Origin of the sequence: Niallia oryzisoli, from assembly GCF_036670025.1 — a bacterium.
In the GTDB taxonomy this organism is placed as follows: Bacteria; Bacillota; Bacilli; order Bacillales; family Cytobacillaceae; genus Bacillus_BD; species Bacillus_BD oryzisoli.
This window is the reverse complement of sequence record NZ_CP137640.1, coordinates 522,501-538,942: the sequence shown is the minus strand read 5'-3', so window position 1 is coordinate 538,942 and position 16,442 is coordinate 522,501. Positions and strand designations below refer to the sequence as shown.

The 16,442-nt window shown below is 41.8% G+C and carries 14 protein-coding genes, 2 rRNA genes and 1 riboswitch (1 of these 17 only partly in view); all 16 genes read right to left on the bottom strand.

Features of this window, described 5'->3' with window-relative positions:
• Positions 1-42: 42 nt before the first annotated feature.
• Positions 43-1,314 carry a phosphoribosylamine--glycine ligase gene (purD, locus tag R4Z09_RS02685; RefSeq protein WP_338450858.1) on the bottom strand — a complete coding sequence of 424 codons (1,272 nt, stop codon included), beginning with the start codon at positions 1,312-1,314 and terminating at the stop codon, positions 43-45.
• Positions 1,315-1,480: 166 nt separating this feature from the next.
• Positions 1,481-3,016: a bifunctional phosphoribosylaminoimidazolecarboxamide formyltransferase/IMP cyclohydrolase gene (purH, locus tag R4Z09_RS02680; RefSeq protein WP_338450857.1), complete on the bottom strand. Its 1,536-nt coding sequence runs from the start codon at positions 3,014-3,016 to the stop codon at positions 1,481-1,483.
• Between the two features lie 80 nt (positions 3,017-3,096).
• A complete protein-coding gene (gene purN / locus R4Z09_RS02675) occupies positions 3,097-3,666 on the bottom strand; it encodes a phosphoribosylglycinamide formyltransferase (protein ID WP_338450856.1) in 570 nt (189 codons plus the stop codon).
• A 51-nt stretch (positions 3,667-3,717) separates the two neighbouring features.
• Positions 3,718-4,749, bottom strand: coding sequence for a phosphoribosylformylglycinamidine cyclo-ligase (gene purM / locus R4Z09_RS02670; protein ID WP_338450855.1), 1,032 nt, complete (start codon positions 4,747-4,749; stop codon positions 3,718-3,720).
• A gap of 150 nt (positions 4,750-4,899) precedes the next feature.
• Complete coding sequence (gene purF / locus R4Z09_RS02665; RefSeq protein WP_338450854.1) at positions 4,900-6,384, bottom strand: amidophosphoribosyltransferase; 1,485 nt, start codon at positions 6,382-6,384, stop codon at positions 4,900-4,902.
• Entirely contained in the window at positions 6,369-8,588 is a 2,220-nt protein-coding gene (gene purL, locus R4Z09_RS02660) for a phosphoribosylformylglycinamidine synthase subunit PurL (protein WP_338450853.1), read from the bottom strand. Before purL ends, purF begins: the two co-directional genes overlap by 16 nt.
• On the bottom strand, positions 8,572-9,258 hold the full coding sequence (gene purQ, locus R4Z09_RS02655; RefSeq protein WP_338450852.1) for a phosphoribosylformylglycinamidine synthase subunit PurQ: 687 nt from the start codon (positions 9,256-9,258) through the stop codon (positions 8,572-8,574). Before purQ ends, purL begins: the two co-directional genes overlap by 17 nt.
• Positions 9,255-9,509: a phosphoribosylformylglycinamidine synthase subunit PurS gene (purS, locus tag R4Z09_RS02650; protein ID WP_338450851.1), complete on the bottom strand. Its 255-nt coding sequence runs from the start codon at positions 9,507-9,509 to the stop codon at positions 9,255-9,257. The genes purQ and purS overlap by 4 nt, the downstream gene beginning before the upstream one ends.
• Positions 9,502-10,221: a phosphoribosylaminoimidazolesuccinocarboxamide synthase gene (gene purC / locus R4Z09_RS02645; RefSeq protein WP_338450850.1), complete on the bottom strand. Its 720-nt coding sequence runs from the start codon at positions 10,219-10,221 to the stop codon at positions 9,502-9,504. Before purC ends, purS begins: the two co-directional genes overlap by 8 nt.
• A gap of 71 nt (positions 10,222-10,292) precedes the next feature.
• Positions 10,293-11,585, bottom strand: a complete 1,293-nt coding sequence (gene purB / locus R4Z09_RS02640; protein ID WP_338450849.1) for an adenylosuccinate lyase — start codon at positions 11,583-11,585, stop codon at positions 10,293-10,295.
• Positions 11,578-12,741, bottom strand: a complete 1,164-nt coding sequence (gene purK, locus R4Z09_RS02635) for a 5-(carboxyamino)imidazole ribonucleotide synthase (RefSeq protein WP_338453186.1) — start codon at positions 12,739-12,741, stop codon at positions 11,578-11,580. The genes purB and purK overlap by 8 nt, the downstream gene beginning before the upstream one ends.
• Complete coding sequence (gene purE, locus R4Z09_RS02630; RefSeq protein ID WP_338450848.1) at positions 12,728-13,216, bottom strand: 5-(carboxyamino)imidazole ribonucleotide mutase; 489 nt, start codon at positions 13,214-13,216, stop codon at positions 12,728-12,730. Before purE ends, purK begins: the two co-directional genes overlap by 14 nt.
• A 194-nt stretch (positions 13,217-13,410) precedes the next feature.
• Positions 13,411-13,512: riboswitch (purine riboswitch) on the bottom strand.
• A gap of 87 nt (positions 13,513-13,599) precedes the next feature.
• Positions 13,600-13,812 (bottom strand): NETI motif-containing protein, encoded by a 213-nt coding sequence (locus R4Z09_RS02625; RefSeq protein ID WP_338450847.1) that lies wholly within the window; start codon positions 13,810-13,812, stop codon positions 13,600-13,602.
• A gap of 137 nt (positions 13,813-13,949) precedes the next feature.
• Positions 13,950-14,663: a GNAT family N-acetyltransferase gene (locus tag R4Z09_RS02620; RefSeq protein ID WP_338450846.1), complete on the bottom strand. Its 714-nt coding sequence runs from the start codon at positions 14,661-14,663 to the stop codon at positions 13,950-13,952.
• Between the two features lie 128 nt (positions 14,664-14,791).
• Positions 14,792-14,907: ribosomal RNA gene (gene rrf, locus R4Z09_RS02615) — 5S ribosomal RNA — on the bottom strand.
• A 190-nt stretch (positions 14,908-15,097) separates the two neighbouring features.
• A 23S ribosomal RNA gene (locus tag R4Z09_RS02610) occupies positions 15,098-16,442 on the bottom strand; it runs 1,587 nt beyond the window's last position.

Genomic DNA, 16,442 nt, shown 5'->3' with positions numbered 1-16,442 from the left:
CCAAAAGGCCTGCCATCCTTTTTTTGTACACCTGACATTTCCTTATTTGTTCATAAATGCAATAGCTTTATATCCAATATCCTTACGGTAAAATACTCCATCACATTGAAGGTGTTCCAGTCCTTTATAAACCGACTCTTGTGCCTCTTTTAGTGAATTTGCTTTTGCGCCGGCTAATAGAACACGGCCGCCGTTTGTTTCAAATTCACCAGATTCGCCTAGCTTCGTACCGGCATGAAAGACAAATAACTCCTTGCTTACCTTTTCTAAGCCATGCAGCACGGCACCTTTTTCATATTGCTCAGGATATCCGTTTGAAGCCACGACCACTCCGAGCATTGCCTGCTCGTCCCAGCTGATTTCTACGTCTTCACCTGCAATTACTTTTTCAATCACTTCTACAAGGTCAGAGGTCATTCTTGGTAAAACAACCTGTGTTTCCGGATCGCCAAAACGAGCATTAAACTCAATGACCTTTGGACCTTTTTCCGTTTTAATCAAGCCGGCGTACAGAACACCGCAAAAACTACGGCCTTCTTGTACCATTGCTTTTGCAGCAGGTTTTAACACTGTCTCAATGGCAATATCCACTGTATCCTGGCCGATATGTTCAACAGGAGAATAAGCCCCCATACCTCCAGTGTTCGGTCCCTGGTCGCCATCAAAGGCACGTTTATGATCTTGTGCAATTTCAAGCGGAGTTACCTTTTCACCGTTCACTAAAGCCATAAGTGAAAATTCTTCGCCGCTTAAAAATTCCTCGACCACAACTGTTGCTGAAGCAGTTCCGAATTTTGCATCGACCATCATTTCTTTAATGCTAGCTAAAGCATCCTCTAATGTTAACGCAACCGTTACCCCTTTACCGGCAGCAAGACCGTCAGCCTTGATAACAATCGGTGCGCCTTTTTCCTTAATGTAGGCCACTGCCTGTTCGTAATCTGTAAACACAGCATACTCGGCTGTCGGGATATTATATTTCTGCATTAATTCCTTAGCAAAAGCCTTACTTCCTTCGATTTCAGCCGCCTTTTGTTTTGGACCGAAGACCTTTAAGCCAGCTTCCTCAAAACGATCAGCAAGACCTTCTAATAAAGGCACTTCAGGTCCTATGATCGTAAGGCCGATCTCATTGGCCTTAGCGAACTCAACCAGCTTCTCCTGGTTACTTTCATCGATTTGTATTAATTCAGCAACATCTGTCATCCCTGCGTTGCCTGGTGCCACATATACTTTTTCGACTTTTGGACTTTCTGACACTTTACGGCAAATGGCATGCTCACGACCGCCCCGGCCGATAACCAATATATTCATTCCGTTCAGCTCCCCGTAATGTTAATAGGATAAAATCAAATTCGCCCGTCGAATTTGCGTCCGGATTTTTATCGAGCTTGCTCGATAAACTCCCCTAAAAAATCCGAGACATCCGCCGGAGGCTTAACTTTATTCAGCAGAAGCGTTCTACTTCTGCTGAATAAAGTTAATGTTTAAAATGGCGCACTGCAGTAAAGACCATCGCAATTCCGTACTCATTTGCCTTTTTGATGGAATCTTCGTCACGGATTGATCCGCCAGGTTGAATAATAGCGGTAATTCCTGCTTTTGCTGCCGCTTCTACCGTATCATCCATTGGGAAGAATGCATCAGATGCCATTGCAGCTCCTTTTGCTTTTTCTCCTGCCTGTTCCAGTGCAATTTTTGCTGATCCAACGCGGTTCATTTGTCCTGCTCCAACGCCAAGTGTCATCTGTTTATCTGTGACAACGATGGCATTAGACTTTACATGTTTCACAACTTTCCAGCCAAGCTTTAATGCCTCCCACTCATCATCAGTAGGCTTTCGATCTGTTGGAATGGTGATTGTTGCGTTATCTAAGGAATAATTGTCTTGATCCTGTGTAAGCAGGCCGCCCTCAACAGAAGTCAAAGTCATTTCATTTGTTCCCTGCTGGTCAAATGCAATCGTTAATAAACGAAGATTTTTCTTTGAAGTCAGAACAGCTAGTGCTTCCGCTGTAAAGGAAGGGGCAATAATAATTTCAAGGAAAATCTCATGAAGCTTCTCAGCTAATTGTTTGTCTACTTCACGATTCAAGGCAATAATTCCGCCAAAGATAGAAATTGGATCTGCTTCAAATGCCTTTTCAAAAGCTGTGAAGATATCGCTTCCTGTACCTACTCCACATGGATTCATATGCTTAACAGCTACCGCAGCAGGCTCAGAAAACTCTTTTACGATCTGTAATGCTGCATCTGCATCATGAATATTATTATAAGAGAGTTCTTTTCCATGTAATTGCTGAGCATAAGCAATCGAAAACTTAGAACCAAGCGGCTTACTATAGAATGCTGCTTTTTGGTGTGGATTTTCGCCATAACGTAATCCTTGTTTTAATTCATACGTAACGGTTAATTTTTCCGGTGTTTCAAGACCTGTAAGTTCGGTCATATAATTAGCAATGATCGCATCATATGCTGCTGTATGACGGAATACCTTTGCAGCAAGCGCACGGCGTGTTTCAAAGGTAACCTCGCCAGCTTCCTTCAAATCACTGATTACTTTTTCATAATCTGATGGGTCAACAACCACAGCAACATATTGATGATTTTTTGCGGCAGAACGAAGCATTGTAGGGCCGCCGATATCGATGTTTTCAATGGCGTCATCTACTGTCACATTAGGCTTTTCAATTGTCTGCTGGAATGGGTATAGGTTTACGCATACGATTTGAATCGGGTCGATTTGATGTTCTTTCATTTGCTCCATGTGACTTGGTTCGTCAAATTTTGCAAGCAAACCGCCATGAATCAGCGGATTCAATGTTTTTACCCGTCCGTCTAAAATTTCTGGAAATCCGGTTACATCACTGACACTAATAACTGGAATTCCTGCATCCTCGATTGCTTTTTTTGTACCGCCAGTTGAAATTAATTCAAACCCAAGCTCTACCAATTGCTTAGCAAAATCTGTTACGCCTGTTTTATCTGAAACGCTTAATAATGCGCGTTTTTTCATGATAAAGTCCCCCCTCGGTGATTTAATACATTTCATTGTTTTGAACAACAATCATTTGCTTCTAATAAAGCAACCTACCCTCATACACCTTTAAATATTTTTTGTAAGACAGCAGGGTAAAGTTTATGTTCAACCGCATGAATTTTCTCTTCCAATATTTCCTTTGTATCACCCGGATCAATAGCAACTTCGCGTTGTTCAATGACAGGTCCTGTATCCATGCCTTCATCTACAAAGTGAACGGTTACCCCGGTCTTTGTTACGTTTGCAGCTAAAGCCTGACCAATTGCGTCTTTCCCTTGGAAAGCAGGAAGAAGCGAAGGATGAATATTCACGATTTTTCCTTGGAATGCATTCAATAAAGTATGTCCAATTATTCTCATATATCCTGCTAGGACAATAAATTCAATCTCCTGCTCTTTCAGCTTCAACAGAATTTTTTCTTCATAACCGGCTTTGTCATTATAGTCCTTTGCAGTAAAGACAAAGGTTGGAATGTTTTCTGCTTCTGCCCGCTCAATACACATTGCACCTTTACGGTCGCAGACAAGCAGGGCAATTTGTGCATCTAATGTACCCGTTTTTATTGCATCATTAATTGCTTGAAAGTTCGTACCGCTCCCAGAAGCAAACACAGCAATTTTTTTCATGAACTTTCCTCCGTTTTTCCGAATGAACAGGCTATTTTTGAATATGAAAGCTTATTTCAATGTAATATGAATTCCCGGTTCATTTGAAACAACCCCAATAGGATAAGCCTTTTCACCTGCTTGATTGAAAAACTCCACCACGTCACTAGCGTCTTTTTCATCAACAGCAATTACCATTCCAGTTCCCATGTTAAAAATATTGTACATTTCGTTTCTGTCCAACTCACCGATTGATTCCATCAGTTTAAACACTGTCGGAACCTGCCAATTTTCTTCATTTAACTCCGCACCGCATCCTTCGGGAAGCATCCGAGGAATATTTTCAATAAAGCCGCCGCCGGTAATATGGGCAAGGCCTTTTAAATTAAATTTCTTTAGTGCCTCTAGGATTGGCTTTACATAAATTCTTGTCGGACGAAGCAGCTCTTCACCTAATGTGCAGCCAAGCTCCTCTACATGATCAGTTAGGCTCATTCCTGCCTGTTGTATAAATAGCTTGCGGACAAGGGAGTATCCATTACTATGAATACCGCTCGAAGCTAAACCAATTAGGATATCACCTTGCTTGATTTCTTCACCAGTAATAATCTTGCTTTTTTCACATGCCCCAACTGCAAATCCAGCAAGGTCATATTCCTCTTCACTGTACATACCAGGCATTTCTGCTGTTTCACCGCCAACAAGTGCACAGCCTGCTTGTTCACAGCCATCAGCAATTCCTTTAACAATTGCTTCAATCCTCGCCGGGTCTGCTTTGCCACAAGCAATATAATCAAGGAAATAAATTGGCTCTGCCCCTTGTACCACAATATCGTTCACACACATTGCAACAGCATCGATACCGATTGTGTCATGGCGATCCATCATGAACGCAAGCATTAGCTTTGTCCCGACACCATCTGTCCCTGATACTAATACTGGCTCTTTCAAATTTAATGTGGATAAATCAAACATTCCGCCAAATCCGCCTAACCCGCCAAGGACGCCGGGTCTCACTGTCTTTTGCACATGCTTTTTCATTCTTGCAACGGCCTCATACCCTGCTTCGATATTTACACCTGCTTGTTCATATGCTTTTGCCATATTGAGATCCCCCATTTATCATAGAGACTGTCCCACTTGAGACGGCAACATGGAAAATACAATATTCAGTGCCTAAACATTAAGCACCGAATATTGTAAAATGATGCCAGACCTCATCACCTTTGAGACTTCCGTCTTTTATCGCTTAAATTATTTCTTTAATAGTTTTTCTTTAATCTCTTGTTGTTCGAGATCATCATAAATTTCAGTTGGATAATTGCCAGTAAAGCATGCCATACAATGGCCGCGGGTTTCACCTTCACCATTTCCACCTACGGCTTCTACCATTCCCTCTGCACTTAAGAACGTTAATGTATCAGCTTCAATAATTTTTCTGATTTCTTCAATTGATTTGTCATTTGCAATAAGTTCTTCTCTTCTTGAAGTATCAATCCCATAGAAACATGGATTTTTAATTGGCGGCGAACTAATGACTACATGAACTTCCGTAGCACCTGCATCACGAAGCATTCTGACAATTCGTCTACTAGTCGTTCCACGCACAATTGAATCATCAACCATAATGACTCTTTTACCTTCTACTACTCCACGAACCGGGGAAAGCTTCATTTTTACCCCTTGTTCCCTTAATGCTTGAGATGGTTGAATAAAGGTACGTCCTACATAGCGATTTTTGATTAATCCTAATTCATAAGGAATCCCAGATGCTTCAGCAAAACCAATCGCTGCAGAAATACTTGAATCAGGGACACCGGTTACGACATCAGCCTCAATTTTTACTTCTTCAGCCAATTTCTTCCCTAGTCTTTTACGTGCTGAATGAACATTGATTCCGTTAATATTACTATCTGGACGGGCGAAGTATACATATTCCATCATACACATTGCTTGATGCGATGCGCGGGCATACATTTCAGAGCGAAAACCTTCATCATCAATAATTAATAATTCACCAGGTAAAATATCTCGGATAAACTCTGCTCCTACTACATCAAAAGCACATGTTTCTGATGCAACCACATAGGCATCTCCGATTTTACCTAATGATAATGGGCGCATTCCATTAGGATCAAGTGCAACCATTAGATGATCTTCTGTCATAATAAGAAACGCATAAGCCCCTTTAAGCATACCTAATGCATTTTTAACTCGATCTTTAAATGAAGTGTTCCCGCCGCGTCTAATTAAGTGTGCTAGTACTTCTGTATCCGAACTTGTTTGGAAAATACTGCCTTGTCCTTCAAGTTGACTTTTTAACTGTATCGCATTAACCAAATTCCCATTGTGGGCAAGCGCCAGGCTTCCTGTTTGAAAATGGAAAACAAGCGGCTGAACATTTTCATACCCGCTTCCGCCTGCTGTTGCATAGCGAACATGGCCAATGGCAGCTTTTCCAAATGAAAGTTCCTTCATAGCGTCAGAATGAAAGATTTCTGTTACAAGGCCTTCACCTTTGACACCTTTTACGATCTCTCCATCAGTTACAACTATTCCTGTACCCTCTTGGCCTCGGTGTTGAAGAGCATGAAGACCATAATACGTAATCTGTGCTGCATCCGGATGACCCCAAATTCCAAAAATCCCACATTCCTCATTAAGTCCTTTTAGTTCACCTAACCTTTTTAATTCAGGTAACCCCTTCAAGTTAGGATTTCCGATTAACTTAGCAGGCATGGAATAGCTCCTCTCCAAGCAGATTCTAACGTTTCAACTGGAGTATTGATAACAGTTTCGCCGTTATGCACGATCTGCAGTGTTGGCTCTTCTGTTACTTCACCAATTAAAACGGCACCTGTTATTTTTTCAAATTCAGCTTGATTTTCTTTCTTCACTGTAAGCAAGAAGCGTGACTGTGTTTCACTGAATAAAGCAGAAACAACATTACCTTCTGTATGAATTTTCGCTCCTAATCCATTAGAGCCGATAACACTTTCTGCTATCGCAACTGAAAGACCTCCTTCAGCTAGGTCATGGGCAGACGAAACAAGACCAGCTTGAATTGCTTCAAGAACTGCCTTTTGATATTTCTTTTCTACTTCTAAATCAATAGTTGGCGCTTGGCCGAAAATCTTACCGTTCAATAATTTTTGCAATTCACTTCCGCCAAACTCATCCTTAGTTTCCCCAAGAAGATAGACTAAATCTCCAGCTTCTTTAAATGATTGTGTTGTAATATGATCAACATCTTTCACAAGGCCGACCATTCCAACAACAGGAGTTGGGTAAATGGCTTCACCATTTGTTTCATTATAAAGAGAAACGTTTCCGCCGATAACAGGCGTATTAAGAACAGAACATGCTTCACTCATGCCGTCTGTTGATTTTTCAATTTGCCAGAAAATTTCAGGTTTCTCAGGATTTCCAAAATTCAAATTATCCGTAATTGCAAGCGGTTCTGCACCGGAACAAACAATATTTCTTGCTGCTTCCGCCACAGCAATTTTCCCGCCTGTTTCTGGATCTAAATACAGGTAACGTGAATTACAATCTGTTGTCATTGCAAGCGCCTTTCTTGTACCGCGGACACGGACAACAGCAGCATCTGAGCCAGGTGAAACAACTGTATTCGTACGAACCATGTAATCATATTGGTCATATACCCACTCTTTGCTTGCAATGGTTGGCTGCTGTAAAAGTTTGATCAATGTTTCTTCTAAGTTTTCCACTTGTGGAACCTCAAGATTCATTGCCTGATATTCACGATAATAGGCAGGCTCGCTAGATGGCTTATGGTAAACCGGCGCATCTTCTGCCAATGCATCAGCTGCTATTTCTGCTACTACTTCCCCTTTGTGAAGAAGACGAAGCATTTTATCATCCGTTACTTTTCCAATTGCCACACAGTCTAGATCATATTTTTTAAAGATTTCTTGAATTTCTGCTTCACGGCCCGCTTTTACGACTAATAGCATACGTTCTTGGGATTCAGATAGCATCATTTCGTAGGCAGTCATTCCCGTTTCACGCTGAGGAACTAAATCAAGATTCATTTCAATGCCCGTTCCTGCTTTACTTGCCATTTCAGATGATGAGCTGGCAAGACCTGCAGCTCCCATATCTTGAATCCCCACAAGCGCATCCGATTTTACCACTTCAAGACATGCCTCAAGCAATAACTTTTCCATGAATGGATCCCCAACTTGAACAGCTGGACGATCTTTTTCCGACTCATCTGTTAATTCTTCTGAAGCAAACGTAGCTCCGTGAATACCATCACGTCCAGTTTTAGCTCCAACATACATGACTGTATTGCCGATTCCTTTTGCCTGACCCTTTTGGATATCTTTATGATCAATTAACCCAACACACATAGCATTGACAAGCGGATTTCCTTCATAGCTAGACTCAAATTGAATTTCACCGCCAACTGTTGGAATACCGATACAGTTACCATAACCTGCAATTCCAGCAACGACTTCTTTAAAAAGGTAACGAACACGTGCAGATGAATCAAGCTCCCCGAAACGAAGAGAATTTAACATGGCAATTGGTCTTGCACCCATAGAAAAAACATCACGGATGATTCCGCCTACCCCTGTTGCAGCCCCTTGATATGGTTCGATAGCTGATGGATGATTATGACTTTCAATTTTGAATACAACAGCCTGTTCATCCCCAATATCAACGATGCCTGCGCCTTCCCCAGGTCCTTGAAGGACTTGCGGTCCAGTTACTGGGAATTTCTTTAATACAGGCTTTGAATTTTTATAGCTGCAATGCTCTGACCACATTACGGCAAAAAGTCCTGTTTCTGTATAATTAGGAGTACGACCGAGGATCTTTTCCGCCATCGCAAACTCTTCAGAGGATAAGCCCATTGTTTTGTAGATTTCTTCTTCCTTAATTTGCTGCGGACTTGGTTCAAGCATTAACGACATGTGATTCCCTCCATTGTTTGACGATTGATTGGAATAATTTCAGACCATCAGCACCACCTAGCAATTCATCAACCGCTCTTTCCGGGTGTGGCATCATGCCTAATACATTCCCTTTTTCATTCATGATTCCAGCAATATTTTCAAGACTTCCGTTCGGATTTGTTCCTTCATATGTGAACACGATTTGATTATTTTCCTTTAACTTTGCAAGTGTTTCGTCATCACAGTAATAATTCCCCTCACCATGGGCAACCGGAATTGTGATGACTTCATCTTTGTTATACACATTACTAAAAATGGTTTCATTGTTTTCAACCTTTAACTTGACCGGGCGGCAAATAAACTTTAAGCTTTCATTTCTCTTCATAGCACCTGGCAGTAAGCCGGCTTCAAGCAGGATTTGAAATCCGTTGCAAACACCTAAAATTGGTTTTCCAGCTTCGGCCGCTTTTCTAACTTCTTTCATGACATTACTGAAACGGGCAATAGCACCAGTACGTAAATAGTCACCATAAGAGAATCCTCCAGGAAGAAGGATACCGTCAAATTCATCAAGGCTTTCTTCCGTGTGCCACACGTACTCTACTTCTTCGCCTAATTCATCTTTAATCGCATGATACATATCTATATCACAATTGGATCCTGGAAAAACGATGACTGCAAACTTCACTGAGCAACAGCCTCCTCAATTTCGAATCGATAGTCTTCAATAACTGGATTCGCAAGGAGACGATCACAAACTTCCTTGACAACTTCCTCTACCGGACGATCTGATTTTTCTACCATTAGCTCCATATATTTACCAATACGTACATCAGTAACTTCCTTATAATTCATTGCGTGTAATGAATGCATCACCGCTGTACCCTGTGGATCTAATACACTTTCTCTTAATGTTACATATACTTTTACTTTAAACATGCTGGCCGCCTCCTAGTTTCGTTAAAATGATTTCATATACTTCAGTTAAACTGCCAAGATCTCTTCGAAAAACATCTTTATCCAGCTTTGCATTTGTTTTTGCATCCCAAAGGCGGCAAGTATCAGGCGATACTTCGTCCGCTAACACAATATTTCCAGAAGCATCTTTACCGAATTCAAGCTTAAAGTCGATAAGACGAATACCAAGCTCGGCAAATAATTCTGTAAGCACTGCATTTACTTGTAAGGCTTTCTCTTTTATTTCTTCCCGTTCCGCCTCGCTTGCAAGCTGCAGCTCTTCAATATGGTCATCTGTAATAAGCGGATCACCTAGAGCATCGTCTTTGTAGTAAAATTCAACAATTGGCTTTCTTAAAGGCTTTCCTTCTTCTATTCCTAATCTTGCTGAAAAGCTGCCAGCTGCTGTATTACGGACAACTGTCTCAAGAGGGATAATTGTGACCTTTTTGACAAGCTGCTCAGTTTCAGAAAGACGTTTAATAAAATGAGACTCTATTCCTTTTTCTTTTAATTTTTCAAAAATTATGCTTGTAATTTCGTTATTCAAACGGCCTTTGCCGCTGATTTCAGCTTTTTTCTCTCCATTAAAAGCAGTTGCTGAATCCTTATATTCAATCCAGACAATTTGTTCATCATTTGTCGCATAGACTCTTTTCGCCTTACCTTCATAAAGCAGTGCACCTTTTTCCATTGGAAAGCCCCCTCTTTATAAGCGAGGCCGATTCAAGTATGTTCCCTGCCAGCCTCGCTGTTTTTTATCTCTTATAAACCTAAACGGTCGAAAATAAAATCTACATTTTTAAGATGGTAGTTATAGTCAAAGCAGTCGGCAATTTCTTCTGCAGATAACTTAGAGGTAATTTTTTCATCTGCTTCTATTAAAGTGCGGAATGGTACTTGTGTTTCCCAAGCCTCCATGGCTTTTGGCTGTACCGTATCATACGCTTCTTCCCTTGCTAACCCTTTATCAATAAGGGCTAATAGAACACGTTGAGAATAGATTAATCCAAGTGTGCGATCCATATTACGTTTCATATTTTCAGGGAATACGGTTAAGTTTTTCACGATATTTCCGAAACGATTCAGCATGTAGTTTAAGGCGATCGTTGCATCCGGAATAATAATTCTTTCTGCTGATGAATGACTGATATCTCGTTCATGCCAAAGTGGAACATTTTCGTAAGCAGTTAACATATAGCCGCGGATAACACGTGCCATTCCAGTCATGTTCTCAGAGCCGATTGGGTTACGCTTATGCGGCATTGCTGATGACCCTTTTTGCCCTTTTGCAAAAGCTTCTTCTACTTCACGTGTTTCGCTTTTTTGTAAGCCGCGGATTTCAACTGCAAATTTTTCAATAGAAGTCGCAATCAAAGCGATAGTAGACATGTAATGTGCATGACGGTCACGCTGTAAAGTTTGAGTTGAAATTGGAGCTGGCTTTGTACCAAGCTTCTCACATACATACTTTTCAACAAACGGATCAATATTAGCATATGTTCCAACTGCTCCAGAAATTTTTCCATATTCAATGCCCGCTGCAGCTTGTTTAAATCTCTCTAGGTTGCGTTTCATTTCTTCATACCAAAGAGCCATTTTCAAGCCAAACGTTGTTGGTTCAGCATGAACCCCATGTGTACGGCCCATCATGACTGTATATTTATGTTCTTGGGCTTTATTTTTTAAAATTTCAATGAAGTTTTCAATATCCTTTAAAAGAATCGTATTGGCCTGTTTGATTAAATAAGACCAAGCTGTATCTACAACGTCTGTTGATGTTAATCCATAATGAACCCATTTTCTTTCTTCACCTAATGTTTCAGAAACGGCACGGGTAAAAGCGACAACATCATGTCTTGTTTCCTTTTCAATTTCATAAATACGATTAATATCAAATGAAGCATTTTCACGAATTTTAGCTACATCTTCCTTAGGAATAACGCCAAGTTCCGCCCACGCTTCATCCGCTAAAATTTCAACTTCCAACCATGCCTTAAATTTGTTTTCCTCTGTCCAAATAGCTCCCATTTCTGGTCTTGTATAACGATCAATCATGTTTTAGCCTCCGATCTATTTCTGCAGCGTTCTGCCAAATTCCACTTTCTTCAATTTCAGTTAAAGCCGCTTCGATGGAATGACGCAGAATCGTCACATGGCCCATCTTTCTTTTATATTTTGCCTCTTTTTTACCGTATAAATGAATTTTCCAGTCCTTGACCTCAGGAATTTTTTCAATCACAGCTGCTTGATGTTCACCTAAGATATTTACCATTACTGCAGGCTTTAACAGCTCAGTCGTTCCGAGAGGCCAATTACATACAGCAAGAACATGCTGTTCAAATTGGGAAGTTTCACATGCCTCAATGGAGTAATGACCAGAATTATGAGGCCTTGGTGCTAATTCATTCACATAAATACCTTCACGCGTTAAGAACATTTCAACAGCCAAGGTTCCTACAAGCTGAAAGCTTTCTGCAAGCTGAATCGCTTTTTGTACGGCTGATTCCTTTTCCTGCTCATTTATTCTTGCCGGGACAATTGTCTCATGCAGAATATTATCACGATGGATATTTTCTCCAACTGGAAAAACAGCATGTTCTCCCTTGCTGTTTCGACAAATAATGACAGAGATTTCTTTTTCAAACGGGATCCATTTTTCAAGTACGCAGGTTCCAGCTTGTAAAAGCTCTGCTGCCTCACTCACCTGCTCTTCGCTGCGAATGACAAACTGTCCTTTTCCGTCATATCCTCCTCTAGCTGTTTTTAATACAGCCGGAAGCCCTAATTCCTTAAGGCTTTTCAGGATATCTTCTTTTGTTTCAATCACTGCGTAAGGAGCAACCTCTACACCTGCATGTTGAATGGCTGCTTTTTCTTTCGTCCGGTCCTGTGTGATTTCCAGCAGCTTTACACCTTGAGGAACATAAGCGTGTTCATTCAGCCACTGTAAACATTCTGCATCAATATTTTCAAACTCATATGTGATGACATCACTCACATCAGCTAATCTTTTAATCGCATGAAGATCACAGTACTCACCATTAATGGTGATATCCGCAACTTGACCGCACGGGCAATCTTCAGTTGGATCAAGAACAGCGATTCGAAAGCCCTTTGCTTTTGCCGCCAGTGCCATCATTCTTCCTAGTTGACCGCCGCCGATAATACCAATTGTCTGGCCCGGTAATATCACTTTATTAGACAAGCTGATCACTACTTTCTATGGCTTGTGCCTTCATTTCCAATCTGTATTCTTTTAACTTTTCTGCAATTCCATCATCAAATGCAGAGAGAATTTGTACCGCTAACAGCCCTGCGTTTTTTGCTCCTGCTGTTCCGATTGCCACTGTTGCTACCGGGATGCCCCCAGGCATTTGAACAATGGATAAAAGGGAGTCGAGTCCATTTAAAGCCCTTGATTGAACAGGAACACCAATTACAGGCAAGGTTGTCTTTGCCGCCACCATACCTGGTAAATGAGCAGCTCCGCCTGCGCCGGCAATGATCACCTTAATCCCCCTGTTTCTTGCTCCTTCTGCATATTCAAACATCAGGTCAGGCGTGCGATGTGCCGATACCACTTTCTTTTCATAAGGTATGTCAAATGTTTCAAGTATCTCACAGGCATGACTCATTGTATCCCAATCTGATTTACTACCCATAATGACTCCTACTTGAGCCTTCATCAAATCCCCCCGCAGATCTATTTAAATTAAGTATTTATCAAAATGAACTTTAATATAAGACAAACTCTGCCTTTACTATTTATTATGAAAAAAGCCCAGACAGAAGCCTCCCTATGGGAAAGCAATCTGTCCGGGCTACAAAGTTAGTATGCTGACATTTGAAAAATAGACCTTGTCTATTCCGTTGGTTTGCCGGGCAATTTACTTTCCCCCATAGTCCAATTATTTTCGGTAATTGGGTAGAGACTCATAGGCCATATTCCTATTATTATATGAGGGCTAGATATTTTATTTTATCGCTATTCCCATTTAACAATGAATTTCGACAATTGTCAACAGAAAACACCGAACAATTTATTCGTAATATATTCCATTGTTCGGATTTATGGCGATTCCACTTTTCTTACCTCAAATATTATTTGCCTCCCTATCGGTTCATAAGAAACCTCTATCCCTTCTGTTTTTTCTTGAAAAATCGGTACCTCCGTTTTTCTTATTGGTGTATATCCGTCCTTTTGGATTCGGTCCAGACAATCGGAAACCGTTTCATTTTCCTGCACCTCATAGATTACCTTCTTCTGTTGCTTTTTTCCCATTATGTAATAATCCTTTCTAATACTAATAACGTGCATTTTTTCACAATATTAGCAGAAGTTTAGTATTTTCCTCATTATTTGCTCCTTATATATATTACATGCAAGCCTATTTTAACCATAAGAAAAATCAGGACATTTCAGCATTTCCCAATTGTAGAATCAGTCTTTATCGCAGCTGGAATTGACATTGCTTTTAGACAACCATTTAATTCCTTGATAGAGATATTATTTACTAAAAGATATTTCTGAACATACATTGCATAAATTAGTTTTTGTACTTCAGCTGCAGTTATTTCACTTTGCTGTCTTTTCTTTATTAGGAGCTTTAACGGTATGATTTCATTTCCTCCGTTAAGCGGCGGCTGTACGTAGTCGATATCTTTATATATCTGATATCCATTCATTTTATAAAAATGATCTCTTTTCAAGCATGCTTCCCTTTCAGCTTCTGTTTCAGCTGCTTCTAGCTTTTCAGTTTCCAGAACAAATGCTTTTATTGAATCGTTACCAGCTAACACAGCATCCCTATTAAGATATTCTTCAATGACTCTTAATGCTTGAGATCCGAGACCTTTACTTCTTTCATGATGATCTGTACCTAAATAGACGATAAACCCGCAATTAGCCTTGGCTAAATAATGTCCTGTTGTAAACGAAACCGGTCTCCCATTTTTTAATCCCACTAAAAACCGGAACGTATTTGGAGGATTTTGACCGAAGCTTTCAAGAGCCTTATCAAATATATGATGAGGTTCCCTAATATCGATCGGAAAGGCCTCGTCGTATAATTTTAAAACCTCTTCTAAATGGATCCTACTGTCTTTAGTAATTTCTTCCCATTTTATTGTCATTTTCATGCACCACCCTCTACCAACTTTACCATAATGGGCCAACGACTTTGAAATTTGATTCGGGTTATTGGAGTTTCCTTAGTTTAGACGGCAAAAAAAAGAGTATCCTTATCGGATACTCTTTTTTTGCTTGGCGACGTCCTACTCTCACAGGGGCAAGGCCCCAACTACCATCGGCGCTGAGAAGCTTAACTTCCGTGTTCGGGATGGGAACGGGTGTGACCTTCTCGCTATCGTCACCAAACTATTTGGTTTGAAGAATTGTTCCCTCAAAACTAGATAATGCTGAAGAAAAAGCTGAGTAATAAACATTGTTCTGTCCAGCTGCGGCGCCTAGGAGCTCGAGTCTTAAGCCGTGCAGTCAAGAAGGTTAACCTTCTCGCCGCCCCGTCTTAAGCTTGTCGCTCCTGGGCAAGGCGCCTCCGCATTTCAATTAGGTTAAGTCCTCGACCGATTAGTATTTGTCAGCTCCACGTGTCACCACGCTTCCACCCCAAACCTATCAACCTGATCATCTTTCAGGGGTCTTACTAGCTTAACGCTATGGGAAATCTCATCTCGAGGGGGCTTCATGCTTAGATGCTTTCAGCACTTATCCCTTCCGCACATAGCTACCCAGCGATGCTCTTGGCAGAACAACTGGTACACCAGCGGTGCGTCCATCCCGGTCCTCTCGTACTAAGGACAGCTCCTCTCAAATTTCCTGCGCCCACGACGGATAGGGACCGAACTGTCTCACGACGTTCTGAACCCAGCTCGCGTACCGCTTTAATGGGCGAACAGCCCAACCCTTGGGACCGACTACAGCCCCAGGATGCGATGAGCCGACATCGAGGTGCCAAACCTCCCCGTCGATGTGGACTCTTGGGGGAGATAAGCCTGTTATCCCCGGGGTAGCTTTTATCCGTTGAGCGATGGCCCTTCCATGCGGAACCACCGGATCACTAAGCCCGACTTTCGTCCCTGCTCGACTTGTAGGTCTCGCAGTCAAGCTCCCTTGTGCCTTTACACTCTACGAATGATTTCCAACCATTCTGAGGGAACCTTTGGGCGCCTCCGTTACTTTTTAGGAGGCGACCGCCCCAGTCAAACTGCCCACCTGACACTGTCTCCCACCCCGATCAGGGGTGCGGGTTAGAATGTCAATACAGCCAGGGTAGTATCCCACCGACGCCTCCACCGAAGCTGGCGCTCCGGCTTCTCAGGCTCCTACCTATCCTGTACAAGCTGTACCAAAATTCAATATCAGGCTACAGTAAAGCTCCACGGGGTCTTTCCGTCCTGTCGCGGGTAACCTGCATCTTCACAGGTACTATAATTTCACCGAGTCTCTCGTTGAGACAGTGCCCAGATCGTTACGCCTTTCGTGCGGGTCGGAACTTACCCGACAAGGAATTTCGCTACCTTAGGACCGTTATAGTTACGGCCGCCGTTTACTGGGGCTTCAATTCAAAGCTTCGCTTACGCTAACCTCTCCTCTTAACCTTCCAGCACCGGGCAGGCGTCAGCCCCTATACTTCGCCTTGCGGCTTCGCAGAGACCTGTGTTTTTGCTAAACAGTCGCCTGGGCCTATTCACTGCGGCTTTTCAGGGCTATTCACCCTAAAAAGCACCCCTTCTCCCGAAGTTACGGGGTCATTTTGCCGAGTTCCTTAACGAGAGTTCTCTCGCTCACCTTAGGATTCTCTCCTCGCCTACCTGTGTCGGTTTGCGGTACGGGCACCTAATCCTCACTAGAGGCTTTTCTTGGCAGTGTGGAATCAGGAACTTCGGTACTAT

Coding starts and splice junctions, on each gene's coding strand:
- purF (WP_338450854.1), bottom strand. CDS start 6,384: ATGCCTGCTAAGTTAATCGGAAATCCTAACTTGAAGGGGTTACCTGAA.
- purN (WP_338450856.1), bottom strand. CDS start 3,666: ATGAAAAAAATTGCTGTGTTTGCTTCTGGGAGCGGTACGAACTTTCAA.
- purH (WP_338450857.1), bottom strand. CDS start 3,016: ATGAAAAAACGCGCATTATTAAGCGTTTCAGATAAAACAGGCGTAACA.
- R4Z09_RS02625 (WP_338450847.1), bottom strand. CDS start 13,812: ATGGGAAAAAAGCAACAGAAGAAGGTAATCTATGAGGTGCAGGAAAAT.
- R4Z09_RS02620 (WP_338450846.1), bottom strand. CDS start 14,663: ATGACAATAAAATGGGAAGAAATTACTAAAGACAGTAGGATCCATTTA.
- purM (WP_338450855.1), bottom strand. CDS start 4,749: ATGGCAAAAGCATATGAACAAGCAGGTGTAAATATCGAAGCAGGGTAT.
- purE (WP_338450848.1), bottom strand. CDS start 13,216: ATGAAGGCTCAAGTAGGAGTCATTATGGGTAGTAAATCAGATTGGGAT.
- purL (WP_338450853.1), bottom strand. CDS start 8,588: ATGTCGTTAATGCTTGAACCAAGTCCGCAGCAAATTAAGGAAGAAGAA.
- purB (WP_338450849.1), bottom strand. CDS start 11,585: ATGATTGATCGTTATACAAGACCAGAAATGGGAGCTATTTGGACAGAG.
- purD (WP_338450858.1), bottom strand. CDS start 1,314: ATGAATATATTGGTTATCGGCCGGGGCGGTCGTGAGCATGCCATTTGC.
- purS (WP_338450851.1), bottom strand. CDS start 9,509: ATGTTTAAAGTAAAAGTATATGTAACATTAAGAGAAAGTGTATTAGAT.
- purC (WP_338450850.1), bottom strand. CDS start 10,221: ATGGAAAAAGGTGCACTGCTTTATGAAGGTAAGGCGAAAAGAGTCTAT.